The sequence below is a fragment of the Streptomyces sp. NPDC088910 genome (genome assembly GCF_044749865.1).
Classification (GTDB): domain Bacteria; phylum Actinomycetota; class Actinomycetes; order Streptomycetales; family Streptomycetaceae; genus Actinacidiphila.
In genome coordinates this window covers 16,488-40,283 of sequence record NZ_JBIVIV010000008.1, presented here as the reverse complement: position 1 = coordinate 40,283, position 23,796 = coordinate 16,488, and the positions used below count along the sequence as shown (strand labels likewise).

General features: G+C 70.8%; 24 protein-coding genes, 1 tRNA gene and 1 pseudogene. 21 read left to right on the top strand and 5 right to left on the bottom strand.

Going from position 1 to position 23,796, the window contains the following annotated elements; all coding sequences use genetic code 11:
* Positions 1-319: 319 nt before the first annotated feature.
* From ACIP4Z_RS19580 to ACIP4Z_RS19530, 11 genes are all read left to right on the top strand, one after another.
* Entirely contained in the window at positions 320-454 is a 135-nt protein-coding gene (locus ACIP4Z_RS19580; RefSeq protein WP_355336243.1) for a hypothetical protein, read from the top strand.
* Positions 451-540 carry a K(+)-transporting ATPase subunit F gene (kdpF, locus tag ACIP4Z_RS19575; protein WP_188283652.1) on the top strand — a complete coding sequence of 30 codons (90 nt, stop codon included), beginning with the start codon at positions 451-453 and terminating at the stop codon, positions 538-540. The genes ACIP4Z_RS19580 and kdpF overlap by 4 nt, the downstream gene beginning before the upstream one ends.
* The gene (gene kdpA, locus ACIP4Z_RS19570; protein WP_391159447.1) at positions 540-2,204 is read left to right on the top strand and encodes a potassium-transporting ATPase subunit KdpA; all 1,665 of its coding nucleotides are present in this window, start codon (positions 540-542) and stop codon (positions 2,202-2,204) included. The genes kdpF and kdpA overlap by 1 nt, the downstream gene beginning before the upstream one ends.
* A complete protein-coding gene (gene kdpB, locus ACIP4Z_RS19565; protein WP_401309593.1) occupies positions 2,204-4,372 on the top strand; it encodes a potassium-transporting ATPase subunit KdpB in 2,169 nt (722 codons plus the stop codon). Before kdpA ends, kdpB begins: the two co-directional genes overlap by 1 nt.
* 51 nt (positions 4,373-4,423) lie before the next feature.
* Positions 4,424-5,053, top strand: coding sequence for a potassium-transporting ATPase subunit KdpC (gene kdpC, locus ACIP4Z_RS19560; protein ID WP_355336237.1), 630 nt, complete (start codon positions 4,424-4,426; stop codon positions 5,051-5,053).
* A 169-nt stretch (positions 5,054-5,222) separates the two neighbouring features.
* Positions 5,223-5,582 carry a CATRA system-associated protein gene (locus tag ACIP4Z_RS19555; protein ID WP_401309590.1) on the top strand — a complete coding sequence of 120 codons (360 nt, stop codon included), beginning with the start codon at positions 5,223-5,225 and terminating at the stop codon, positions 5,580-5,582.
* A complete protein-coding gene (locus tag ACIP4Z_RS19550; protein ID WP_401309587.1) occupies positions 5,582-7,204 on the top strand; it encodes a CATRA conflict system CASPASE/TPR repeat-associated protein in 1,623 nt (540 codons plus the stop codon). Before ACIP4Z_RS19555 ends, ACIP4Z_RS19550 begins: the two co-directional genes overlap by 1 nt.
* An 8-nt stretch (positions 7,205-7,212) precedes the next feature.
* Positions 7,213-9,942, top strand: coding sequence for a CHAT domain-containing protein (locus ACIP4Z_RS19545; RefSeq protein ID WP_401309584.1), 2,730 nt, complete (start codon positions 7,213-7,215; stop codon positions 9,940-9,942).
* Positions 9,943-10,008: 66 nt separating this feature from the next.
* Complete coding sequence (locus ACIP4Z_RS19540; RefSeq protein ID WP_401309581.1) at positions 10,009-10,881, top strand: NUDIX hydrolase; 873 nt, start codon at positions 10,009-10,011, stop codon at positions 10,879-10,881.
* Positions 10,882-11,089: 208 nt separating this feature from the next.
* The gene (locus ACIP4Z_RS19535; RefSeq protein ID WP_401309579.1) at positions 11,090-11,992 is read left to right on the top strand and encodes a glycoside hydrolase family 25 protein; all 903 of its coding nucleotides are present in this window, start codon (positions 11,090-11,092) and stop codon (positions 11,990-11,992) included.
* A gap of 144 nt (positions 11,993-12,136) precedes the next feature.
* Entirely contained in the window at positions 12,137-13,039 is a 903-nt protein-coding gene (locus tag ACIP4Z_RS19530) for a YhjD/YihY/BrkB family envelope integrity protein (protein WP_355336225.1), read from the top strand.
* Positions 13,040-13,096: 57 nt separating this feature from the next.
* Here the strand turns inward: ACIP4Z_RS19530 and ACIP4Z_RS19525 are convergent, their stop codons facing one another.
* Both ACIP4Z_RS19525 and ACIP4Z_RS19520 read right to left on the bottom strand, forming a co-directional pair.
* Positions 13,097-14,317 (bottom strand): ATP-grasp domain-containing protein, encoded by a 1,221-nt coding sequence (locus ACIP4Z_RS19525; RefSeq protein ID WP_401309575.1) that lies wholly within the window; start codon positions 14,315-14,317, stop codon positions 13,097-13,099.
* 241 nt (positions 14,318-14,558) lie between these two features.
* Positions 14,559-14,921: a DoxX family protein gene (locus ACIP4Z_RS19520; RefSeq protein WP_391159589.1), complete on the bottom strand. Its 363-nt coding sequence runs from the start codon at positions 14,919-14,921 to the stop codon at positions 14,559-14,561.
* Positions 14,922-15,127: 206 nt separating this feature from the next.
* Between ACIP4Z_RS19520 and ACIP4Z_RS19515 the strand changes: the two genes are divergently transcribed.
* The 5 genes from ACIP4Z_RS19515 (at position 15,128) to ACIP4Z_RS19495 (ending at position 18,039) form a co-directional block, all read left to right on the top strand.
* A complete protein-coding gene (locus tag ACIP4Z_RS19515; protein WP_355336221.1) occupies positions 15,128-15,511 on the top strand; it encodes a helix-turn-helix domain-containing protein in 384 nt (127 codons plus the stop codon).
* Positions 15,512-15,523: 12 nt separating this feature from the next.
* Entirely contained in the window at positions 15,524-16,288 is a 765-nt protein-coding gene (locus ACIP4Z_RS19510; RefSeq protein ID WP_401309572.1) for a class I SAM-dependent methyltransferase, read from the top strand.
* A 53-nt stretch (positions 16,289-16,341) separates the two neighbouring features.
* The gene (locus ACIP4Z_RS19505; protein ID WP_401309569.1) at positions 16,342-16,848 is read left to right on the top strand and encodes an NUDIX hydrolase; all 507 of its coding nucleotides are present in this window, start codon (positions 16,342-16,344) and stop codon (positions 16,846-16,848) included.
* A 204-nt stretch (positions 16,849-17,052) separates the two neighbouring features.
* Positions 17,053-17,328: a hypothetical protein gene (locus ACIP4Z_RS19500; protein WP_401309566.1), complete on the top strand. Its 276-nt coding sequence runs from the start codon at positions 17,053-17,055 to the stop codon at positions 17,326-17,328.
* A gap of 177 nt (positions 17,329-17,505) precedes the next feature.
* On the top strand, positions 17,506-18,039 hold the full coding sequence (locus tag ACIP4Z_RS19495) for an NUDIX hydrolase (protein WP_355336213.1): 534 nt from the start codon (positions 17,506-17,508) through the stop codon (positions 18,037-18,039).
* 240 nt (positions 18,040-18,279) lie between these two features.
* Here the strand turns inward: ACIP4Z_RS19495 and ACIP4Z_RS19490 are convergent, their stop codons facing one another.
* Positions 18,280-18,894 carry an NUDIX domain-containing protein gene (locus ACIP4Z_RS19490; RefSeq protein ID WP_401309563.1) on the bottom strand — a complete coding sequence of 205 codons (615 nt, stop codon included), beginning with the start codon at positions 18,892-18,894 and terminating at the stop codon, positions 18,280-18,282.
* A gap of 48 nt (positions 18,895-18,942) precedes the next feature.
* On the bottom strand, positions 18,943-20,037 hold the full coding sequence (locus ACIP4Z_RS19485) for a DUF1152 domain-containing protein (protein WP_401309560.1): 1,095 nt from the start codon (positions 20,035-20,037) through the stop codon (positions 18,943-18,945).
* 83 nt (positions 20,038-20,120) lie between these two features.
* On the opposite strand from ACIP4Z_RS19485, the gene ACIP4Z_RS19480 reads away from it, so the two are divergent.
* The 5 genes and pseudogenes from ACIP4Z_RS19480 (at position 20,121) to ACIP4Z_RS19460 (ending at position 23,663) form a co-directional block, all read left to right on the top strand.
* On the top strand, positions 20,121-20,861 hold the full coding sequence (locus ACIP4Z_RS19480; protein ID WP_401309558.1) for a GntR family transcriptional regulator: 741 nt from the start codon (positions 20,121-20,123) through the stop codon (positions 20,859-20,861).
* Positions 20,862-20,981: 120 nt separating this feature from the next.
* The gene (locus ACIP4Z_RS19475; protein WP_401310116.1) at positions 20,982-21,986 is read left to right on the top strand and encodes an ATP-binding protein; all 1,005 of its coding nucleotides are present in this window, start codon (positions 20,982-20,984) and stop codon (positions 21,984-21,986) included.
* Between the two features lie 175 nt (positions 21,987-22,161).
* Positions 22,162-22,518 (top strand): annotated as a pseudogene (locus tag ACIP4Z_RS19470) (radical SAM protein); the annotation flags it as partial.
* Positions 22,515-22,727 carry a hypothetical protein gene (locus ACIP4Z_RS19465; RefSeq protein WP_401309555.1) on the top strand — a complete coding sequence of 71 codons (213 nt, stop codon included), beginning with the start codon at positions 22,515-22,517 and terminating at the stop codon, positions 22,725-22,727. The pseudogene ACIP4Z_RS19470 and the gene ACIP4Z_RS19465, both read left to right, overlap by 4 nt.
* A 60-nt stretch (positions 22,728-22,787) precedes the next feature.
* Positions 22,788-23,663 carry an aminoglycoside phosphotransferase gene (locus ACIP4Z_RS19460; protein ID WP_401310113.1) on the top strand — a complete coding sequence of 292 codons (876 nt, stop codon included), beginning with the start codon at positions 22,788-22,790 and terminating at the stop codon, positions 23,661-23,663.
* Here ACIP4Z_RS19460 and ACIP4Z_RS19455 read toward each other — a convergent pair.
* Positions 23,661-23,733, bottom strand: a tRNA-Lys gene (locus ACIP4Z_RS19455). The two genes, ACIP4Z_RS19460 and ACIP4Z_RS19455, sit on opposite strands and share 3 nt — an antisense overlap.
* Positions 23,734-23,796 lie beyond the last annotated feature (63 nt).

The window sequence follows — 23,796 nt, the reverse complement described above, 5'->3', positions numbered from 1 at the left end:
ACGTGGCCCTGACGCCCCCGCCCGTGGTCTTGACGCGACCCTGACGCCGGGCCGCCGCGACCCCGACGCGACCCCACGACCCCGACGCCAGCCCGCCGCGCCTCCGCGCCCCTGACGCCGGGCCCCGGACGCCAGCCCGCCGCCGCTCACCCGGCTGCCGTAATCGTTCGCGCGCCGCCCCGCTGACCTGCGGCGCGGCCGTACGCCCCGGCAGAGCCCGGCAGGACACGGCCTGCGCCGTCAAGACGGTGTCAACGTGGCCGTCCGCCGCGCCAGGGAAGCGTTAACAGCGCCGGACGGGCCCCGGTCAGGCCGTCTCATGAGCGATGTCCTTCCGTTCACCTCTCCACACGATCCGGGGTTCTCGCCCATGTCCGATGTTGTCTTCGTCCTCGTGACGGTCGCGGTGTTCGCCGTGCTCGCCCTGGTGGTCAAGGGGGTCGAGAAGCTGTGAGCGCCGAGAACGTCGTCGGCCTCGTCGTGGCTGCCTGCCTGCTCGTCTACCTCGTGCTGGCCCTGATCTTCCCGGAGAAGTTCTAGTGAACGACACTCTCGCGGGCTGGCTCCAGATCACCGTCCTGATCGCGGCACTGGCGCTGTCCTACCGCCCGCTGGGCGACTACATCGCCCGCATCCTCACCACCGCCAAGCACCTGCGCGTCGAGCGCGGCATCTACCGGCTCGGCGGTGTCGACGGCGACGCGGACCAGAAGTGGTCGGCGTATCTGCGGGGCGTGCTGGCGTTCTCCGTGGTGTCCGTGCTCTTCCTCTTCGCATTCCAGCGGCTTCAGAACCACCTGTTGCTGTCGCTGGGTTTCGCGCCGGTCAAGGCCGACCAGGCGTTCAACACGGCCGCCTCGTTCGTGACGAACACCAACTGGCAGTCGTACTCGGGCGAGGTGACGATGGGTCACCTGGTCCAGATGGCGGGTCTGGCGGTGCAGAACTTCGTGTCGGCCGCCGTCGGCATCGCCGTGGTCGCCGCCCTCATCCGCGGCTTCACGCGCCGCAGGACGGACCGGGTCGGCAACTTCTGGGTGGACCTGACGCGGATCGTCGTACGGCTGCTGGTGCCGATGGCGTTCGTCTTCGCGATCGTGCTGGTCGCGGCGGGCGCGGTGCAGAATCTGCACGGCGTCCACGAGATCACCACGCTGATCGGCGACAAGCAGTCGATCACCGGCGGTCCCGTGGCCTCGCAGGAGGTCATCAAGGAACTGGGCACCAACGGCGGCGGGTTCTACAACGCCAACTCCGCCCACCCCTTCGAGAACCCCAACGGGATCTCCAACATCCTGGAGATCTACCTGCTGTTGGTGATCTCCTTCTCGCTGCCGCGCACCTTCGGCAAGATGGTCGGCGACCACCGCCAGGGGTACGCGATCCTCGCCGTGATGGGTCTGATCTGGGCCGCGTCGGTGGCGCTCATCACCGTCAACGAGCTGCACAGCGTGAGCAGTTCGGCCGGTCACGCGGCGGGCGGGATGATGGAGGGCAAGGAACAGCGGTTCGGGATCTGGGCGTCGACGCTCTTCGCGGCCTCGACCACGCTGACCTCGACCGGCGCCGTCAACTCCTTCCACGACTCGTTCTCGCCGGGCGGCGGCGGCATGACGATCTTCAACATGATGCTCGGTGAGATCGCGCCCGGCGGTACCGGCTCCGGTCTCTACGGCATCCTGATCCTCGCGGTCATCGCGGTGTTCGTGGCCGGGCTGATGGTCGGCCGCACGCCGGAGTACCTGGGCAAGAAGCTCGGCGCGCGCGAGATGAAATTCGCGTCGCTGTACATCCTGGCCACGCCCGCGGTCGTCCTGATCGGCACCGGTACGGCGATGGCGCTGCCCGGCGAGCGCGCCGCGATGCTCAACTCCGGTCCGCACGGCTTCTCCGAGGTGCTGTACGCCTTCACCTCGGCCGCCAACAACAACGGCTCGGCGTTCGCGGGCCTCAGCGTCAACACCGAGTGGTACAACACCGCGCTCGGTCTGGCGATGCTCTTCGGCCGCTTCCTGCCGATGATCTTCGTGCTGGCGCTGGCCGGTTCGCTCGCCGGACAGCAGCCGGTGCCCGTCACCGCGGGCACGCTGCCCACCCATCGGCCGCAGTTCGTCGGCCTGCTCACGGCCGTGATCATCGTGGTCGTCGGCCTCACCTACTTCCCCGCACTCTCGCTGGGCCCGCTCGCGGAAGGTCTGCACTGATGTCCGTCACCACTGACAGGCCGCCGTCCCCCTCGGGGGGCCACGGCGCCGCGGCGGCGCAGCCGTCGCACCGGATCTCCGGCGGGCTGCTCGATCCCAAGCAGTTGCTGATCTCGCTGCCCGACGCGTGCCGCAAGCTCGACCCGCGCGTCATGGCCAGGAACCCGGTCATGTTCGTGGTCGAGGCGGGCGCGGTGCTGACCACGCTCTCCGCGATCAAGGACCCGAGCATCTTCGCCTGGGTGATCACCGCGTGGCTCTGGCTGACCGCCGTCTTCGCCAATCTGGCGGAGGCCGTCGCCGAGGGCCGCGGCAAGGCGCAGGCGGAGACGCTGCGGCGTACGAAGACCGACACGGTGGCGCGTCGGCTGGCCAACTGGAGTCACGGGCAGGGCACTTCCGCCGCGGGGCCCGCGGGGGCGGTCGCCGAGGAGCCGGTGCCCGCCGCCGAACTCCGGCTCGGCGACCACGTGGTGGTCGAGGCCGGGCAGATCATCCCCGGCGACGGTGACGTCGTCGAGGGCATCGCGTCAGTGGACGAGTCCGCGATCACCGGTGAATCGGCTCCCGTCATCCGGGAGTCGGGCGGTGACCGGTCGGCGGTGACGGGCGGCACCCGCGTGCTGTCCGACCGTATCGTCGTCAAGATCACCTCCAAGCCGGGCGAGACGTTCATCGACCGGATGATCGCCCTGGTCGAGGGCGCGTCACGGCAGAAGACGCCGAACGAGATCGCGCTGAACATCCTGCTGGCCTCACTGACCGTCGTGTTCCTGCTGGCCGTCGTCACCCTCCAGCCGATGGCGATCTACGCGGGCGCCGAGCAGTCCATCGTGATCCTCGTCGCGCTGGTCGTGGCGCTCATCCCGACCACCATCGGGGCGCTGCTGTCGGCGATCGGCATCGCGGGCATGGACCGGCTGGTGCAGCGCAATGTGCTGGCCATGTCGGGCAGGGCCGTCGAGGCGGCGGGCGACGTCAACACCCTGCTGCTCGACAAGACCGGCACCATCACCCTCGGCAACCGGCAGGCCGCCGAGTTCCTGCCGCTGGGCGGCGCCGACATCGGCCGGCTGGCCGACGCGGCGCAGCTCTCGTCGCTGTCGGACGAGACGCCCGAGGGACGGTCCGTCGTGGTGCTCGCCAAGGAGCGGTACGCGCTGCGCGCGCGGGCCGAAGGGGAGCTGCCGCACGCGGAGTTCGTGCCGTTCACGGCGCAGACCCGGATGAGCGGCGTCGACCTGGTCGAGGACGGCGGCCAGCGGTCGCTGCGCAAGGGCGCGGCCTCCGCCGTCATCCGGTGGATCCGCGACGCGGGCGGACAGCCGAGCCCCGAGGTCGGCGAGATCGTGGACGGCATCTCGGCGAGCGGCGGCACACCGCTGGTCGTCGGCGAGATCGTGCGCCGCGACGGCGGGACGACCGCGACCGTGCTCGGCGTGATCCACCTCAAGGACGTCGTCAAGGCCGGGATGCGCGAACGCTTCGCGGAGCTGCGGACGATGGGCATCCGCACGGTGATGATCACCGGCGACAACCCGATGACGGCCAAGGCCATCGCGGAGGAGGCGGGCGTGGACGACTTCCTCGCCGAGGCCACCCCCGAGGACAAGATGGCGCTCATCAAGCGGGAGCAGGCGGGCGGCAAGCTCGTCGCGATGACCGGCGACGGTACGAACGACGCGCCCGCGCTCGCGCAGGCAGACGTCGGCGTGGCCATGAACACCGGCACCTCGGCCGCCAAGGAGGCCGGGAACATGGTGGACCTGGACTCCAACCCGACCAAGCTGATCGAGATCGTCGAGATCGGCAAGCAACTGCTCATCACCCGTGGCGCGTTGACGACCTTCTCGATCGCCAACGACGTGGCGAAGTACTTCGCGATCATCCCCGCGATGTTCACCGTCGCCTATCCGGGCCTGGACAAGCTCAACGTCATGGGCCTGCACAGCCCGCAGTCGGCCATCGCCTCCGCGATCATCTTCAACGCGCTGATCATCGTCGCGCTGATCCCGCTCGCGCTGCGCGGTGTCCGCTACCGGCCGTCGTCCGCCGCCGCCCTGCTCAACCGCAACATCTGGGTCTACGGACTCGGCGGCCTCGCCCTGCCGTTCATCGGCATCAAACTCATCGACCTGATCATCCAGTTCATCCCCGGACTGCGCTGACCGCCGCCTCCGGGCGAGCGACACCTCTTCACGAAAGGAAGGTGCGACACGATGTTCACGTTCCACTCCAGCGCGGTCCGCAGGCACCTCTCGGCGCTCCGCGTCCTGCTGCTGATGACCGTGATCGCGGGGATCGTCTACCCGCTGGCCGTCACGGGCGTCGCCCAAGTCGCCTTCAGCGACCGGGCGAACGGCTCCGAGGTCACGCAGAACGGCCAGGTCGTCGGGTCCCGGCAGATCGGGCAGAGCTTCGACCTGCCGAAGAAGAACCCCGACGACGCCGACGAGGCGGCCCGTCCGGACCCCAAGTGGTTCCAGCCGCGCCCGTCGGCCGGCGGCTACGACCCGCTGGCCTCGGGCGCGTCCAACCTCGGCCCCAACGACCCGGGCCTGGTCAAGACGATCGAGCAGCGCCGCAAGGACGTCGCCGCCTTCGACGGTGTCGACCCGGCCTCGGTCCCGGTCGACGCGGTGACCGCCTCCGGCTCCGGCCTGGACCCGGACATCTCGCCCGCGTACGCGTACGAGCAGGTGAACCGGGTCGCCAAGGCCCGCGGGCTCTCCGCGGACGCGGTACGCGAACTGGTGGCCGACCATGTGTCGGGGCGCGAGCTGGGCTTTCTCGGCCAGAAGCACGTCAATGTCCTCGACCTCAATCGCGCGTTGGCGTCGCGGCACTGAACCCGTGGCGATCGGCGTACGGAGATCCGTATCGAGATCCGTACCGAGATCCGCGGAGAGATCCTTCCGGGTATTTCCCGGGTGCGCCGTCAGCCCTCCGGTATACGCTTCCGCCGAAACGGATGCGCGTGCCGGGGGGCTTTCGCATTCTCGGGGCAGGGGGAGGGCCATGACGGACCGGCTCAGTGTGCGGAGCGTTCTCGGGCGGGTCGAGGCCATTGAGGACTGGCTGCTGACCTCGGAGGAATGGGGTGCGGTGGGGGCCGCGCTGGACGCGTTGAGCACGGCGCTGGCGGACGGGAGCGAGGAGGGCGTGCGCGGCGCGCTCGGCGCGCTCCAGAGGCTGGAGGAGTCGCGGCGCGCGCTGGCGCGTCCCGGCCCGGTGAAGTCCTTCATCCCGCAGCGGCAGCGCGAGCAGCGCAACATCCTCGTGCGGCGGCTCACGTTGGACCTGAGCAGTGAGGACCGGGGCCCGGCGGCCGGGCCTTCGACGGGCGGCGGCCCCTCGTCGACCGGCCCCGCCGCCTGATGCGCGGCATCGTCAAACCGGCCCTGCTCGTCGCCTGCTTCGCCCCCACCGCCTCCGCCGACGACGAATCCGCACACGCCTATCTCAACGATCTCTGGCAGGCGTGCCGAGCGCTCGGCATGACATCGCCGATTACCGGACTTCCGTTTCACGCGGCCCGCTTACCGGCCATTCCCGGCCATACGAAGGACCTGGAAATCCTCGCGGCGGCCGAACGCGGCGGCGCGACCTCCGTTCACTCCGCCTTCGTCTTCGCGGAACACGACACCGTTGGCCTGATCGCGCTGCTCGCCCCGAATGACACCCATTCCGGCCTCGAACAGTGGAATGACCTGCTGACCGAATGGAACACGGCGGTCGCGAGCACCGGACGGCCGGGCGCCGGGCCCCCGCCGGACGGAATCCTCGGCGAATTCCGCGTCTTCGAGGCATTGCGCCGGCGCACTGTCGGCGTGAACGACCACACGGTGTGCGAGGAGATACGCCGGTACGGCCCGCCGGTGCCGGGACCGGGTTCCGTCAGCGGTACGGGGTCGGTCAGCGGTACGGGCTCCGGCGGTACGGGTTCGGGCAGCACGGCCTCGGGCTCGGGCCGCGACGGCGCCTGGTGGCGCGGCTTCGACCGTACCGACCACGGCTTCGACGTGTGGCGGCCCGACGAGGACCCGGCGCACAACGCTGTCTCCCACCTCTACGTGCTCGCCCCGGCCGCGCTGGAGGCCGAGTTGGACGCCTGGGCCTGGGCCGTGGACGGCGAGAGCGGACTGCGGCCGCTGACCCGCTATCTGCTGCACGCCTCGAAACTGCGGTACGAGGCACGGCAGTACGCGGCCGACGAGCCGGTGCACGTACGGGTGGAAGTGAATGAGCGTCATACGCGCGAGCTGTTACGGGAGTTGGAGCCCGCGGCCTCCGGGCAGCCGATCGCGCTCGGCCGGGTGCTGCGCGCGGCGGCGCTGCTGGACGGGACGCAGCTCGGCGCGCAGGGCATGACGTGGACGATCACCGGACTGCGGCAGTTGAGCCGTACGGTCGCCATCGCCGCCGCCAACATGCGCATCCACGCGCCCGTCGTCCACCGCCGGGGCCCGGGCGCGTCCTGGCCCGAGGCCGACCTCGCGGCGGCCGAGGCGCTGATCGCGCAGGCCGAGAGCGACCAGGTGTATCTGGAGACGACGCGCGAACGCGCCGAGGCGGCACGGGCGTTGGCGACCACCATCGTGGACCGCGCCTTCGACGACCGGCGCGGGAAGCTGACGCTCATCCAGGGCTCAGTGCTGGGCGCGGCGGCCACCGCGCTCGCCGCCGTCCAGTCGTTCTCGTACCACGTACCGCTCTCCCGCTTCCTCCAGTCCCCCACCATCGCCGTGCTCACCGCGCTCGCCCTGGCGCTGCCGCTGACCGTGCTGCGCTGGGCGGGGGTCAGGGCGACCACCTCCTACGCGTGGCTGGTCAGTTGGGCGGCCGGGCTGGTCGGCGCGTCCCTGTGCTGGCTGGTGACCGTCCTGGTCCGCCGCCACCTCGATCTCGGACCGCTCCCCGTCGCCGTGACACTGCCCTGCGCCGTGGTGTCGGGGCTGATCGCGTACGGCGCATCCCGCTGGCTCACCCGACGGCACTGAGGTTTCCCATGACATCCGCGTCACCCTCCCCAGAAGGCGCCTTAGGCCCGGCGTCCCGCCCCGCCCCCGCCCCCGGCGGTCGATCCGCCTCCTCCGCCATCCGCGCCTTCGTCGAGACGCTGGACGTCGAGGACCTGATCACCCGCTTCGACGTCGACTTCGACATCCCCATGCGCCAGTCCGACGCCGTCGGCATGCTGCGGCTCGCGGACGCGCACAGCCCGGCCCCCGGCGGCGGCACGCGGACGACCGCGCGGCGCGTCGGCGCGTACTGGTGCGAGATCGTCCGGGCGGACATGGCGTACGAGCCGCTGACCGGCCTCCAGCTCATCGACGCGTCCAGGGCCGACGCGGAGGGGCTCCTGGCGCGCCTGGCGCAGGCGCCCGACGAGTTCGCCTCCTACGCGGTGGCCCGCTGGTACGACGGCGTCGGCCGTATCCGGTACCGGCTGGGCGACTTCACCCCGGCCAGGATCGCCTTCGGTACGGCCGTGCGCACGGCTGTGACGGCCGGGCTGTGGTGGGTGCTGCCCGACCTGCGGAGCAATCAGGCGCGCGCCGCCTTCGAGGAGCGCAGCCAGACCGCGCGCGACCGCCCGGGAGGCACCGACGCGCACGGTCTCGTACCGGAGCTGGAGGCACTGTGCGCCGATGTCCGCGCCGGTCTGGCGGAGTTCGGGATCGCGCTGCCCACCTCGCCCGACGCGCCGCCCCGGCACCGGGAGTTCCTGCGCGGCTACGCGAACGCCCTGCACAATCTGGCGACGGCGGTACGGCAGGACGGCGACGCGGGCCGGGCGCTGGAGGTCATCGGCGAGTCGCTGGTCGTCAGTCGGGCCCTCGGCGACTCCTACCGGGTCGCCCAGTCGGCGAATCTGAGCGCGCAGTGCGACCCCGCGAACGCCGTCGCGTACTACGAGGACCTGCTCGACCAGCCCTGGGCGCGCGGTGCCCGGATCGCCCGGCAGAATCTCGCGATCAGGAGGGGCGGCCCCGAGGGGCTGGCCGAACTGGCGGCGCTGCTGGACGAGTTGGAGCAGGACGACAGCGGTATCGGCCGGCAGACCGGGATGGACGTCGACTTCTACGCGTACACGGTGCGGGGCTACGCGCGGGTGGCGGGGCAGCTCCCCGAGGACAGCCGTCCCGCCGATGTCCTTGACCGCCGTCTGACGATGGCCAGGACCGTACGCGGCGCGGTCGCGCTGCCGGTCTACAAGCGGGCCTACGCGCGGCACATGCGGCCCGCGTACCTCCAGGCCATCGCGGCGCGGGTCGAGACGGGCGACGGGTCGCGGGAGAATCTGGAGCAGATCCTGTCGCTGGTCGAGGAGTCCTCGGGGCGTGAACTGCTCGACCTGCTCGGCTCCTCACGGCCGCCGCTGCTCGCGCCGCCGACGGACCGTCAGGCGGGGGCCGAGGCAGGCGGGTCCGGCGCGGAGCCGCCGCCTGGCACGGGGCGGCGCGCCGCTCCCGGCACCTTGGCGGACGAGGAGGCGGAGCGGCTGCGGACGCTGATCGTGCGGCGCGAGCAGGAGTACGAGGAGTGGTTCCTCCAGCACCCGCTCACCTCGGTCACGCACGACGAGGACATCGCCCACCAGCTCGTGCAGTACACCCTCAACCACCAAGGGTCCTGTGTGGTGCGGTACTTCAGCTACGTGGCGCCGGACGGGGTGCGCCGCGACGGCGGCGCGGGTGCCGCCGTCGCGGACCGGCTCGGGGTCATGGTGTGCCGCGACGGCCTGCTGACGCTGCTGCCCGCCGTCCCGTACGACGACGTGACCGCGCTGGCGCGGGAGGTGACCACCGACCTGGAGGCGGGCGCGCCCGGCGCCGAGACCTGCCACCGGATCTGGGACCTGCTGATCGCGCCGGTCTGGGAACACGCCACGCGCGGCGGCCCGTTGACGCATCTCACGATCGTCCCGACCGACGACCTCTTCGCGATGCCGCTGCATGTCGCGACCGAGCGCGGCGACGCCCGGCCGCTGGCGGCGCGCGTACCGCTGTCGCACTCGGTGAGCGTCGCGGCCTTCGTGACCCGTGGACGGCACCTGCTCAAGCGGCAGTTGGCGGAGCGGGACGACGACCTGGCGGCGCTGCTGGTGACGGACGCGCACGCGACGGGCCGCGAGGTCGTCGGCACCGGCTGGCCGCCGGACCACATCGTGCTGGCCGGTGACGTCTTCGGCGGCTTCCCCGACCCCACGACGGCCCCCGGCGCCGCGCAGCGGCACCCGGCCGACTGGTCGGGGGTGGCGGCGCTCGTGGAGTGCAAGCCCGAGTTCTTCGTCTACGCCGGGCACGGCACGTACGTGGACACCGCCGAGGGCGCGGGGCCGCTGCTCAACCTCGGCCAGGAGGACGTCCTCACGCAGTTCGACCTCGCCCTGCACCTGAGCCTGCCGCGCAACAAGCTGACCGTGCTCGGCGCGTGCCTCGCGGGCCAGGGCATGCGCTCGGACGGCGGTGACGTCCTGGGCTTCATGCGGTCGCTGATGGTCAGCGGCGCGGGCGCGATCGGCGTCCCGCTGTGGAAGGTCCTCGACACCACGATGGTCGCCACCGTGCGCGCCCTGCTGCGCGAGAGCCGCCGCGTGCTGGGCCCCGGTCCGGCCGGCACCGGCGTCTTCGACGTGGTCGAGGCCCTGCACCGGCACTACCGGCAGGACATCGAGACGTACGACGGGCTCGCCGCGCGCGTCGAACGCCTGCCGCTGGCGCTGTACTTGTGAATCTATGATCGGGCCAGGCGACGGCCGGCAGGCCGCCGATCACCGACGACGGGGCAGGAGACGGGGATGGGCATCGCCGAGGACGAGACGTCGGAGAGCGGTTCCAGCGGCGCGGAGGGGTCCGCCTCCGCCGCCGACAGGGCCGACGCCGCCCGTGAGGCCGACCGGGTCCGGGAGGCCGACCGGGGCCCTGAGGCCGACCGGGTCCGTGAGCGGCGCCGCGCCCGGCTTGCGGCGTACGACGAACTGCGCGCCCTGCGGCCCGAGTTGTTCGAGAATCCGCCCGGCGCTGCCGTCGAGATCCTGCTCGACAGCGCGGACCAGGACGAAGTGACCCGGCGGACGGCCGAGTCGGCGGTCGCCTGCGGCCTGTCGGAGGACGTCGGGGACATCGGCGTGGTCTACCGGGACCCGTATCTGCGGCTGGTTCGCGACGCGGTCCGGTTCAGGAGCGGGCGGCTCGGCACGTACATCCGCGCGGTGGGCGACACCGCGATCGGCGGGGCCGCCGCGCTGCCGGTGCTCAGCGACGGGCGGATCGTCCTGCTCCACCACTTCCGGCACGCCACCCGCGCCTGGCACTGGGAGATCCCGCGCGGCTTCGGCGACGCGGGCGAGGGCGGCGAGGCGACCGCGCGGCGCGAGGCCCGCGAGGAGCTGGGCTGCGAGGTCCGCGAGGTCGTGCACCTCGGCGCCTTCGTCTCCGACTCCGGACTCAGCTCGATCGCCGACCAGTTGTACCTCGCGCGCGTCGACGCGGACGACTTCAGCGAGGAGCCGGACGAGGGCGCGCTGGAGGAGGGCATCGCCCGGAGGCTGGCGCTGACCCCCGAGGCGTTCCACACCATGCTGGTGGACGGCGCGATCTCGGACGGTTACACGCTGTCGGCGTACGGACTCGCCACGGCGCGCGGGCTGTTGGAGCGGCCGGGCGGCTGACGCGTACGTACCCGTGACGCATGAGGCAGGGCGTGACCTGAGGCATCCGGTGTGACAGGCGGTGAGCGATGTCACCGGCGGAGTGCGCCCGGCGCGAGCCCTTGCGCGTACGCCCTCTGGTGGAGCGGCATTTCCCGTTCCGCTTGCGCGGACACCGCGAGTGACGGTGGACTGTACGCCTGCCCCGCCACGACCACCCGGAGGGCTCATGCCGACGTCTCGCGGTCTCGACGTCTCGTCGTACCAGGGCAATCAGGACTGGAAGTCCCTGGCCCGGAGCGGCATCACCTTCGCCTTCGCCAAAGCGAGCGAGGGCGAGCACACCAAGGACAGCGCTTTCGCCACGCACATCGCGGGCATCATCGGCGCCGGACTCGTGCCGGGCGCCTACCACTTCGGCTGGCCGAACCAGAACGCGGCCACGGAGGCGGCCAATTACGTCGCCGCCGTGAAGTCCCATGCCAGAAAAGGCTTCCTGCACGTCCTGGACCTGGAGCGCCGTTCGGACGGCGCCAACTACTCGGGCCGTACCGCCGCCCAGATCCGCGCCTACGCGCAGACCTGGATCACCGCCGTACAGAAGGCGTTCCCCGGACAGCGCGTCGGCGTCTACACCTCCGCCGACGACATCGCGGCCAAGCACCTGCCCGCCAATTCGGCCTTCCTCTGGTACCCGGCGTATCCGGCCGGGACCATGTCGTACGCCGACGCGGAGAAGCGCGCGCAGCCGTCGCCGTCCGGACTGCGCCCGCTGTTCTGGCAGTTCACCAGCACTCCCACCGACCGTAATCTCGCCTATCTCTCCCCCGCCGCCCTGCGCGCGTGGGCGAGCGGCACCCCGGAGGACGACATGCCCGATCCCAAGGACCTGTGGGCCTACAAGGGCCAGATCAACGGCAAGGCCGACCCGCACGACGCGTACAGCTATCTGCGCGGCACCAACGCCGACGTGAAGACGCTGATCACGCGCCTGACCGCGCTGACCGCCACCGTCAACACCCTCGCGCAGGCGCTGGCCACCGCGAATCCGGCGCTGGACACGGACACCCTGGTGTCGAAGGTGCAGCAGGCCATCGATGACGCGGTGGCGGCGGACGCGGCCCCGGAGTAGCCCCCGGCGGCCCCGCCCCTCGGCCCGCCGCTGCCACTTGTCCCGATTCGGTGTCCCGTAACGGCGCTTTGTGGGGCCCGAGTTGCGCGCGGGGTCCTCCGCCAGGTATCCACAAGCGGTGATGCTGCGGGGGAAGGTGACACCATGGCCATGGCTGGACTGACGGCTGCCTGGAAGCGGTCCGCGCCGGGACGGCTGTGGAAGCAGGCCACCCACATAGAGTTGATGCACCGTTCGATGGGCTTCGCCGCGCTCGGCTTCGTCACGCTGATGCCGCTGCTGGTCGTGGTCGCCGCCGCGACGCCGTGGGAGAACCGGCCCGGCTTCGCGCAGTGGGTCGTCGACGGCATGGGCCTGAACGCGGACGGTTCGCACAGCGTCCGCAGCCTGTTCGCGGCGCCGCGCAACATCCTGAGCGCCACCAGCGCGTGGAGCCTGGCCTCGCTCGCCTACTTCGGCCTCACCTTCGTGGCGAGCGTCGAGACCGGCTACCGCAAGATCTGGGACCTGCCGTCCGGGCCCTGGCACCGCGACGTGCGGCGCGCGGTGTGGCTCGCGGTGCTCACCGCCTATCTGTTCTGCGAGTCGCAGAGCGCCGCGCTCATGGGCAGCGGGCTGCTGCGCGGCGGCGTACGCATCGTCCTCACCTTCGTCCTCGGCGTCGTCTTCTTCGCCTGGGGCCAGCGCTTCCTGCTCGGCGGCGGCGTGGACGTCCGCACCGCCCTGCCCGGCGCCGTGTTCACCATGCTCGGCCTCGCGGGCCTCCGGCTCTTCTCGCACCTCTTCTTCGCCCCGATGATCGTCTCCAACGCCGTCACGTACGGCCCCGTCGGGACCGTGCTCACCGTCGTCACCTGGCTGGTCGGCGTCGGCTTCGTCGTCTTCGGCGGCGCGCTGCTCGGACGGCATGTGCGGGACGGGCGGATGCTGCGGCAGGGCGGCGAGATTCCCCGGCCGCAGCGGCCGGAAGGGTGGTACGAGGAGCCGAAGGAGACGGCGCCCGGTGTGCTGTGGCGGTCGGACGGGTCGGGCGGGACGATCGACTGACGCGGGGTCGGGGGCCGGGGGGCCTTGGGGGGTCTTGGGCGGGCCCCTGGAGGGGGCTCAGCTCGCCGCTGTGGCCGTCTCTCCGAGGAGCGGTGCCGGCGGGACGGCGTCCCGTGCGGCGGTGCGAAGGGCGGCGCTGCGGGCGCCGTCGATGCCGGTGAGGACGCGTACGGGCTCGGGGAGCGGCGCCGCGGGTTCCAAAAGCGCTGCGGGCTCCAGAAGCGCTGCGGGCTCCAGAAGCGGTGCGGGCTCCAGAGGCGGTGCGGGCTCCGGGAGTTGGATGGCCGCCGCCATCTCCGTCGCGCTCTCCGTGATCGCGATCCGCCCGCCGAGCCGTGGCGCCGGAAGCGCGCCCGCGTCACCGCGCAGCAGCAGCCGTACCGCCGACCACGGCAGGTTCACCCCGGTGAAGGCGGTCTGGAAAATGCCCGCGGAGGCACGGGGGTTGGCCTCAAGGAGCACCGGTCGCCCCATGCGGTACCGGAGTTGGACGTTGGACAGATACGCGAGCCGGAAGTGCCCGACCAGCCGACGCGCGATGGCGACCAGCGCGGGATCGTCCAGCAGCAGCCGGTAACGCCCCTGCTTGGAGCGGGCGATGCCGGTGAGCATGGCGCCGCCCGGAGCCGACAGGCAGTCCACGCTGACCTCGGGCCCGTCCAGATACGGCATCACCAGGAATTCGGGTACGGCCTCGCCCTCGTCCGCCGCCCGCTTCAGCGCGCCCGCCACCGAGGCCACCGACGCCAGCGGTACGGGCGCGGCCAGCAGGTCCTTGAGCCGCAGCGGCCGGTCCTCCAGGATGCGGAAGCCGAACGCCGAGAACTCACCGGCGGGTTTGACGCAAATCCGTTCCCCGGTCTCCCCCAACTCCCCGACCGCCGCCCGGAACCCCTCGGCGTCCGACACCACGCGCCACGGCGGCACCGGCACCCCGGCCGCCCGCGCGGCCTCGTACGTACGGCCCTTGCTCGTCAGCACGTCGACCGCCTCGGGCGGTGAACACATCAGGCGCGTGCCGACCGCCGCGAATTCCTCCGCCCGCCCGGCGAGCGCCGCCAGCCGTCTGGGCGGGATGAGCACGTCGATCGCGTGCCGCCGGCAGAATTCGACCGCGAAGGCGGCGTATTCGTCGTCGCCGACGTACCGCGGCTCCGACTCCCCCACATCGCACGCCGCGAGCGCCGGCGCGTCCCGCAGCACATTGGTCCCGTAGATCCGTACGTCCACCGCGTCCGGGTTGTCGCGCAGCATCCCCATCACCTGGGTCGTGGCCACCCCCGCGCTGCTGAGCCATATCCGAAGTGCTATCGCGATACTCCTTCGCCCTCCGTGCGAACCCCCCAGAGCCCGCCGTCCGACCATGCGGGCGCGAGCCGCCGACGGCCCTGGAACCCCGAGGCCGCGCGCCTTTCCCCGATCATGTGTGAGCGCACCTTAACCCCGGACTGTGACGCCCACATTTCCCACCCGCTTCAACTCGCCAACATCACCGGCCGGGACGGCGGCGCGCCGTCGCTCACCAGGCCGTGGCGAGCCAGGCGGTGACGGCCGCGAGGGCGATGAGGGCGATGTTGAGGCCGGTGACCCTGGCCTCGCCGCGGGAGAGGTGGAGGGCGGTGGCCAGCACCTGGAGGACGAGGAAGCCGAGCGCGGCGACCAGCGCGAGGACGGGGGCGACGCCGGTGAGCGGCGGGAGCAGCAGCCCTGCGGCGCCCAGGATCTCGACGGCGCCGACGGCGCGGACCGCGGGCATCGGGACGGTGTCGACCCAGCCCATCATGGGCGCGAGCCGCTCCTTGCTCTGCGCGGTCTTCTTGCCGCCCGCGTAGAGGTAGAAGACCGCGAGCAGCCCGGCCAGGATCCAGTAGGCGGTCTCCATGGGTGCGTCCTCCGTCATGGTTACGACTTGTAAGTAAGCACATGATCGGTGACTATGGAGGCGCTTACAAAAGGCACATGGGTGTGCCTTACGCACACGGACCGGCCGCGGTGCCGGCTGTTGTACGACGGTCTGTGTGCTCCGGGCTTGTGTTGTGGGCTTGTGCTGTGGGCTTGTGCTGTGTGACCACGCGACGGGGGGCGCCGATGTCGAAGTACCGCCACTCCTGCCTCATCCGCGGCGACGGCGGCCGTGCGATCCGGGGCATCCTCGACCGTGTCGGCGACAAGTGGACGCTGCTGGTCGTCGCCACCCTCGACGGCGAGCGCCTGCGCTTCACCGAGCTCCAGCAGCGCGTCCCCGGCATCTCCCAGCGCATGCTCACCCGCACCCTGCGCCACCTCGAACGCGACGGGCTGGTCTCCCGCACCGTCTACGCCGAGGTCCCGCCCCGCGTCGAGTACGAGCTGACCCCACGGGGCCGCACGCTCATCGCCCCCGCCGTGGCCCTGGCCGAGTGGGCGGTCGACAACAATCCGGCGATCGAACAGAGCCAGGCCACGTACGACGCCGCTGCCCGCCAACCCTGAGGACGGTTCCGCATGAAGCGTGCTTACGACGACGAACGGCTCGCCCGCTCCTACGAGTCGGGCAACGAGATGCCCGATGACGCCCTGCGCGCGTGGGTCGGCCTGATCGGCTCCTACGTCGACCGCCCGGCGCCCGACGTGCTCGAAGTCGGCTCGGGGACCGGGATGTTCGCGGCGGCGATGGCCCGGTGGATCGACGGCGCGAGCGTCCTGGGCGTGGACGCCTCCGAGGCCATGCTGTCCGAGGCCCGGCGGCACCACCCGCACCCGTCGGTGCGGTACGCGCACGGCACCGCCGAAGCGCTGCCCGCCGGCGACGACGCCTTCGACCTCGCCCTGCTCTCCCGGGTGATCCACCACTTCCCCGACCGCACCGCCGCCGCCCGCGAACTCGCCCGCGTCCTGCGCCCCGGCGGCTCGGTCGTCGTCCGCACCACGTTCAAGGAGCGCCTGGACGCCGTCGTCTACGACTACTGGCCTCCCCTGCGCGCCACCGACGCCCTCCGCTTTCCCGCCGAGGACGACGTCACGGCCGAATTCACCGCCGCTGGCTTCGACTTGCGCGAGATCCGCTCCTTCGTCCAGCCCGTGACCCGCAGCCTGCGCGACTACCACGCCCGCATGACGACCCAACCCCAGTCGAAATTCGCCCACTTGACGCCGACTCAGTTCTCCTCCGGCCTCGAACGACTGGCCGCGGCGGCGGACCGCGAGCCGTACGGCGAACCGGCCCCGGTCGACGAGCGTTACGACGTGGCCGTCTTCACGCTCCGGTGAGCGCGGGCCGGGTGGGGGACGTCGCATGCGTGACCGCGTAGGCGTGACGTCGCATGAGTGAACTGGTCGACCGGGTCGACGAGCAGGACCGCGTCCTGGCCGTCGTCGACCGGGCGGAGGCGATCCGTGAGGGCTGGCTGCACCGCGTCGCCACCATCGTGTGCCGCGACCCGGCCGGGCGCTTCCTCGTGCACCGCCGCCCGCGGGACTCCTCGCGCTTCCCCGGCCAGTACAACTGGCTCCTCGGCGGCGCCGCCGACGTCGGCGAGTCGTACGAACAGGCCGCGGCCCGCGAGCTGTTGGAGGAGCTGGGCGTGCGGGCCGCGCCCCGCTTCGTCCTCAAGTTCCGCTGCGCCGGGGCCATCAGCCCCTACTGGCTCGGCATCCACGAGACCGTCGTCACCACGGCGATCCGGCCCGACCCGTACGAAGTCCCCTGGCACACCTGGCTGACCGCTTCCGAACTCGAATCCCTCGCCCAGGGCCCGGAGTTCGTGCCCGACGGACGCGAGGCGTTCATCCGCTACCGCGCCGTGGGCGGCGGAACGCCTGGCATGTGACGCTTCCCGTACGACGACGGTTTCCCCCCAATTCCCGCCACCGCCCCCGTCCCGAAGCGGGCCCGGCCCCGAGCCCGAGCCCCGAGCCCCGAGCCCCGAGCGGCAGATTCCACGCCGGTCGTACGGACCGGTGCGACCTGTCGGGCTGGGCTCCACGCTTGTTACTCGGGCGACGCCGTTGATCCCGCGCGCTACGGTGCCCAGGTGGACGAAGAGGTGACCATCAAGCTGTCGCATGACCAGGCGTTCGTGCTGTCCCACTGGCTTTACGAGGTGGAGAGCTCCGGCGCTCTCGACACCATCGTGAACGACCGAGCGGTCTGGTCTCCGCTGCACGCCATCTCGGGCACGCTCGAAAAGGCTCTCGTAGAGCTCTTCATGCCGGACTACAACCTCAGGCTGGACCAAGCCAGACAGCGGCTGGTCGAAGCGATGTACGGCGCCTCGGACGAGGAGCCCGAGACCGACGCCAACGCCTAGCCCTTCCACTCGAAGCCCGTCCGCGAAGTTCCACCGCACCCGCGCACCACAAGGCCAGCCGCCTTCCCCGGCCGTCGCTTTGCCCGGTACTCGTCAGCGTGACGTGAAGTCGCCCTGAACAGCGGCCCGACAGTCCCGGATCTGGGATGCTGAGGGCGATCGAGAGGGGCCGCAGCGATGCAGTGGAAGATCCACGGGGAACGTCCGATCTACGAGAACCCTTGGGTGAACGTGTGGTTGGTCGATGTCGAGCAGCCGGACGGGCGGCGGTGGGAGCACCATGTGCTCAAGCTGCGGCACCTGGCAGTGGCAGCCGTGGTGAACAGCGAGAAGCAGGTGCTGATGATGTGGCGCCACCGCTTCATCACGGATTCCTGGGCCTGGGAACTGCCCATGGGTCTGGTCGAGGCCGACGAGACCCCCGCCGAGGCCGCCGCCCGCGAGGTGATGGAGGAGACCGGTTGGCGCACCGGCGAGATGACGCCCCTGATCTACGCCCAGCCGGCGAACGGGATCACCGACTCGGAGCACTTCGTCTTCCGCGCCGACGCGGTGGAGTACACGGGTCCGCCAACCGAACTCAACGAGTCCGACCGGCTTGAGTGGGTCCCGTTGTCCACGTTGCGCGGCATGATCGACCGCCGCGAAATCGTCAGCAGCGGAACACTCGTGGGAGTCCTTTACCTGCTGCTGGACGAGGCCGGACTCTAGTCAGCCCGCTGCCCCCGGCAGCCGGGCGTCCAGTTCCGCGACTGGCCGGAACGTGCGGAATGGTGTGAGCAGGCGACGGAAGTCCGCACGTGTGAGGTCACACGGGGCGAGTCGATGGTCGCGGACAGGTTCAGGGCGTCACTGGCCGCTTGGCAGGCCTCCTCCACCAGGCCGCGTTGTAACCGGGTGCTCGCCAGCCAGAAGGAATGGAAGGCCCGGCCGCGCAGATTGGTCTCCGGCTCATCGCGCAGCGCCTCGGCGATCAACGGCTCGGCGGCATCCACGTCCCCGAGCTGCCCGAGCGCGATGCCGATGCCCACGGTGAGCTTGGTCCGGTCGAAGTAACTCACCCAAGGCGGTTCGTCGTCCGCGGATCCGACCTGCCCGAACTGCAACTGCGCTTCGGCGATGGCCGCGTGGGTCGCCGGCCGGTCGCGTGCGCTGGTGCGGCTTCGGGCGGGGACACAAACGCAGTCGTAGAAGTTCTCTGTCATGTGGACGGATTTCTACAGTCTGCCTAGCTGTGAGTGTGCCCCCATCAAAGATGAAGGCGAGTTGATCATCCCAAGGGCCATGGGGTGGGACCCAGTCGACGACAAGGAGACCATGGAGGGTGACGTCGAGGCCGAATTCTTCCTTGAGTTCGCGGCGGGCCGCGTCGTCAGGGGCTTCGTTCGCCTCGGCCATCCCGCCCGGGAGGTCCCAACCCGGCTTGTAGGTGGGCTTCACGAGCAGGACCCGGCCTTCCTCATCGCGCAGGAGAACGTCGGCGGAGACCCGTTTACGGGCCTGCATGGCATTGCCCTCGGCGAGATAGGCGTTCCAGGCTTCGGGGTCGGCGGGGCTCGGCTTCATGGGGGCGGTCCCTCCGCAGGGTGCGCGAGTGAGGTCGGCGACTGTTGCTTACCCCTGCCCTCCGAAGTGCCACAGGGGTGGCGTGTAGTTCGCCGGGCGGGTGGAGATCAGGAGCGCGCGCAGGTCGCGGCGTTGGGTGCCGGGCAGTCCGAGGGCTTCGGTGAGGCGGCGGAAGGTCGTATGAGTGATGCCCTGGGTCCGGGCCGCTGCCGCGATGTGGGCGACGCGGGCCAGGACGGCGGCATCGTCGAACGCCACGGACGTCCGGTCGGAGAGCCGTTGGGCCTTGGCGCGCTCGTAGTCGATCTCCGAGAAGCCGCAGACCTCGCGGCTGTGCCGCTCGGCTTCAGCCAGGCTCGTCGTGGTGCGGACCGCGCGAGCCAGTGCGTTGCGCTCGGCCGCCTTCCTCAAGTCGGCCTCGTAGACGGCCGGTCCCTCGTCGGTGAGCGGGACGGGGAGTCCGGAGTCCCGGATTTCGCAGAGGCCGCGAATGCCTCGGGCTGTGGCGGCCAGCATCGCGGTGGCCTCGGAGGGATGCCACTCCAGTACGGCGCTGACGGGCTCGACCTGCTCGGCCGTAAGCGTATGAACGCGAGAGCCCAGGCGATCGCGCAGGACATCGGCCGGGATCTCGCCGTCGAGACCGGGTCCGGCCACCAACAGGCGGATCGGCACGTCGGCCCGAGCGCAGGCTGCGAGAGAGAGCGCGTCCCCGAGCGGACTCTTCAACCCGGTCTCGTCACCGCGCGCGAGGATGTCGCCCCCGACGTCCAGGAGATCGACGGTCGACGGTGAGAACTCCGCGATCAGCTCGTCCAGTTGACGTGTCATGCCCTCGACGCCGTGATGCGGGTCCAAAAGAGCGAACGTGTAGGTCAGCTCCGCCGCGAGCCGCGGCAGCGTGGAACCGGCGGGCGCGACGGGCCTGGCGTCGGCGGGAACCGCCCGGACGCTGTGCGTAAGCCGCCGAAGGCCCCTGAAATCCGCCGCCCCGCGGGGCCCCGGCACGGGATCGACGATCAGACGGTCCCACGCGTACGTGAGGATCACGGCAGGCTCGTCACCTCCATAGAGGGCGGCGTCCACCACCGCGGCGGCGACCGCGTCGCCCCCGCCGCCGGCTGCCACGATCAAGCGCGTCATGCGGCCAGCGTACGAGCCTCGGAGGTTGGCCACTCACCTATAGTGGCCAGAGGTAATAGCCACTTGTGACAAGAGGAGGCGTGATGCCGCAGATCGAGGAGGCTCAGCCGAAGTACCTCCAGATCGCGCACCACATCCGCGACCAGATCTTGCGCGGCGACTTGCGGCCCGGAGACGAGGTTCCCTCGGAACGGCAGCTCGCGGCCTCGTGGAACGTATCCCGCCCAACAGCCGCCCGCTCGCTGGAAGCGTTGAGCAGTCAGGGCCTGGTCGAGAAGCGGCAGGGTTCGGGCACCTACGTACGGGGTCTCGAAGTCAACCGGCGGGCAAGGGAGTTGTACGGACGGGCGCGTCAGACCGGGCACATCTACACACCCGGCGAATACGCCGTGATCACCATGGCCGCGTGGTCGCAGGCCCCGGATCATGTCGCGACGGCGCTGGGGCTGACGAACGACCGCAGAGTCGTCCAGCGTCGGCGCGTGACCAACAACGAGACCGGGCCGATCACGCTGTCCACGTCCTGGTTCGCGGCCGACGTCGGGCAGCAGGCCCCGAAGCTCCTGAATCCGGAACGCATCCGGGAAGGAACGCTCCTGTACGTCGAGCGCGCTACGGGTCGGCGGGGAAGCTACGCGGAGGACCGGATGTGCGCCCGCGCGGCGACGGACGAGGAGGCCGCGGACCTGGGACTGGAGGCGGCGTCGGCGGTTCTCGTCGTACATCACGTCGTCTATGACGCACAGGACCGGCCCTTGGAGTTCGCCGAGGCCACGTACCCGCCCGACCGGTGGGCGTTCGAGCAGGGCTACGAACTGACCTGACGTACGGCACCGTGTGTGCCGAACCACTTGCGCACCGCAAGTGGCTAATGCCACTATCCACTAAGTGGCTAAGGCCACTTGTGCGGAACTCGCGCCGAGCGCCGCCTTGGCCGAATCGGCATGCGTAAAGGAGCACACCCGATGAATGACGTCACAGCTGATCCCCACGGCTCCGACACAAGCCCGGAGCCGAACGGGACGATGACGCTCTATCCCGTCCCGGAGTCCGTGGGTCGGGCGCGTCGTTGGTTCCGGCACTTCGTCGAACCCCACGGACTCGCGTGTCCCGTTGACGACTGCGTTCTGATGATCTCGGAGCTGGTCACCAACGCGGTCCTCTACGGCGAGTCAGAAGACGCATGGCGTGTACGAATCGAGTGGTGGCGCGAGAGGACAGACCTTCGCGTCGAGGTGCACAACCCGGGATCGCCCTTCAAGGTGCAGTTGCTCAAGCGCCCGGCGATTCTGGAGGATTCGGAGCATGGCCGCGGCCTGTGGCTGGTGGACGCCCTGTCGGATTCCTGGCAGGTGAGGCCGAGTCAGTACGGCGGAACAGCCGTTTCGTTCACCATGGCCGACGCCTGGCCGTCCGAGGGCGCGGCCGTGACCGAGCCACGCTCCTCCGCATCACCGGAAGCCGTGGGCGAGTCTGACACCTGTGCCGGGCGCCGGCCCGCGTCGTGGACCGCGCCAGGGACGTGGACCATCGCCACCGAGGGCGGCGCCGTGGTGTCCGGGTACCTTCCCGAATGGGCCGAGGACGACCCCACCGAGGTCGGCGTGCCGCCGGATCTGCTCCCGTCGCTGCTGGCGCAGATCAACCACCGGAGCCTCTTCGAAGGCCCCATGCTGCCGCTGGCCGCCCCGGACGTATGGGACGGAGTGGAGGAAGACGCGGTCTTCGAGGGGAGCATCGACTGCGATCCGTACGACGAGGACCCCCGCCTCCGCATGCCGGTGGTCAACCTTCATGTCGCCGTCGGACGTTGGATTCCGGCCCTGGACCCGCAGGGGCTGGCCGAGGTCACCGCGAAGTTACGAGCGCACGCCGACTTCCTCGACACGAAGGTGCGCCCCGCGCTCATCGCCGCCCGCGAGGACTGGGCCGCCCACCATCCGGATTAACCGCTCGCTTACCCGTGGAGGTCGTCATGACCGCATACCCGCGCGTCAGCCAGACACCGCGCCTCGTCGCCAGTCCGTTCCTCGGCCAGTACCTGCTCGTCCAGCCCGGTCACGCGGCGGGCATACGCATCCCCGAAGTCCGTTACGAGGAGCTGCGGGGCGTCACCGCCAACGGTCGCCCACGATCGACGGCGCGGCGAACCCGCTGGCGACCCAGGCGTACGACCACCTGCGGCCCCGGAGCGTCTTCACCGGCTGCAACGCGGGACACACGTTCTTTCACGTCGACCCGCACGGCATCGCGTCGATCTGCAAGGTCGGCCGCGATCCGAGCGTGAACCTCATCGCCGAGGGCGTCGAAGCCCTCCCCCGGCTCGGCGCGATCGCCGAGTCCCTACAGCTCCGCACCGGTGGCTGCTCCGGCTGTACGAAGACCGGCGCGTGCCGTACGTGTCGGCCGCTGGCCAAGCTCTACCAGGAGGCGGGGGACCGCAGAGTTCTCTACTGCCAACACGGAGGTTATGGATCATGACACCACCAACCGCAGCACCGGCCCCGCCGCGCGAACTGGTGATGGTCGCCATCGGCCTGCGACCGCCTGCCGAACCGAGGGGCGTTTTGCCGGTACCGCTGACCGTCGCTCCGATCGGCGACGACGAGTTCCAGATCATCGCCGACCTTGACGAAGCGGCCGAAGGAGCAGAGTGCTCGTGCTCGGCAGGCGACGATCAACCGTACTAACCCCAGAGGAGATGCCCACCCCCCATTCCCCCCGCAGCCAAGGAACCGCGCGTCGTGTCCATGTCCCGTATCCCCTTCGAGCAGCTTCCCGCCGACGTCCGCCAGGCTGTCGCCGACAAGACCGGCTTCCTGCGCCAGGCGGTGACCGCGCCCGGCGGCATGAACTCCGGCCTCGGCTGCGTGCTCGACACGGACAGCGGCCCCGTCTTCGTGAAGGGCATCCGGGCCGACCATCCGCAGGTCGGTGCGCAGCGCCGTGAGGCGGCGGTGGCCGCGCACCTGCCCGCCTCCTGCCCGCACCTGTACTGGCACCTGGAGCTGGACGGCTGGAGCCTCCTCGGCTACGAGGTCATCGACGGCCGCCACGCCGACTACGCGCCCGGCTCTCCCGACCTGCCGCTCGTGGAAGCGGCGCTCGCCGAACTGCAAGGGATCACCGCACCGGCGGACGTCGAGATCAAACAGGCCGTCGACCGGTGGGCGCAGTACGCGCCGCCAGGCACCGTTCAGCACTTCGACGGTGACGCGCTGCTGCACACGGACTTCGCCCCGGACAACGTCCTGATCGCCGGAGGGCGGGCGCGGCTCGTCGACTGGGCGTGGCCGACGCGCGGCGCCGCCTGGATCGACCCGGGCGCCCTGGCCCTGCGTCTCATGGAGGCTGGCCACCCGGCCGAGGCCGCGATCGAATTCGCCACCCGCTTCCCGTCCTGGCGCAGCGCGGCGCCCGAGGCCCTCGCGGCGTTCGGCACGGCGACCGCGACTCTGTGGCGGGAGATCGCCGAACAGGACGCCAGGCCGTGGAAAAGGGCGATGGCGCAGCACGCGACGACGCTGGCACGCAGGCTCGCACGCGACGGTGCCCCGGCCGCTTCGAGCGGCCGGGGCACCGTGAATTCGCAGGTCAGCGCCTCGTCACGAGACCTGACCCCGTAGGCCCTGTGGGACTTGAACCCACAACCAATGGATTAAAAGTCCACTGCTCTGCCAATTGAGCTAAGGGCCCGCTCCCCGCAGCATAGCTGGGACCTGCGGGGGAGGCCGAACCGGTTAGGGCCTGTCCGGCGGA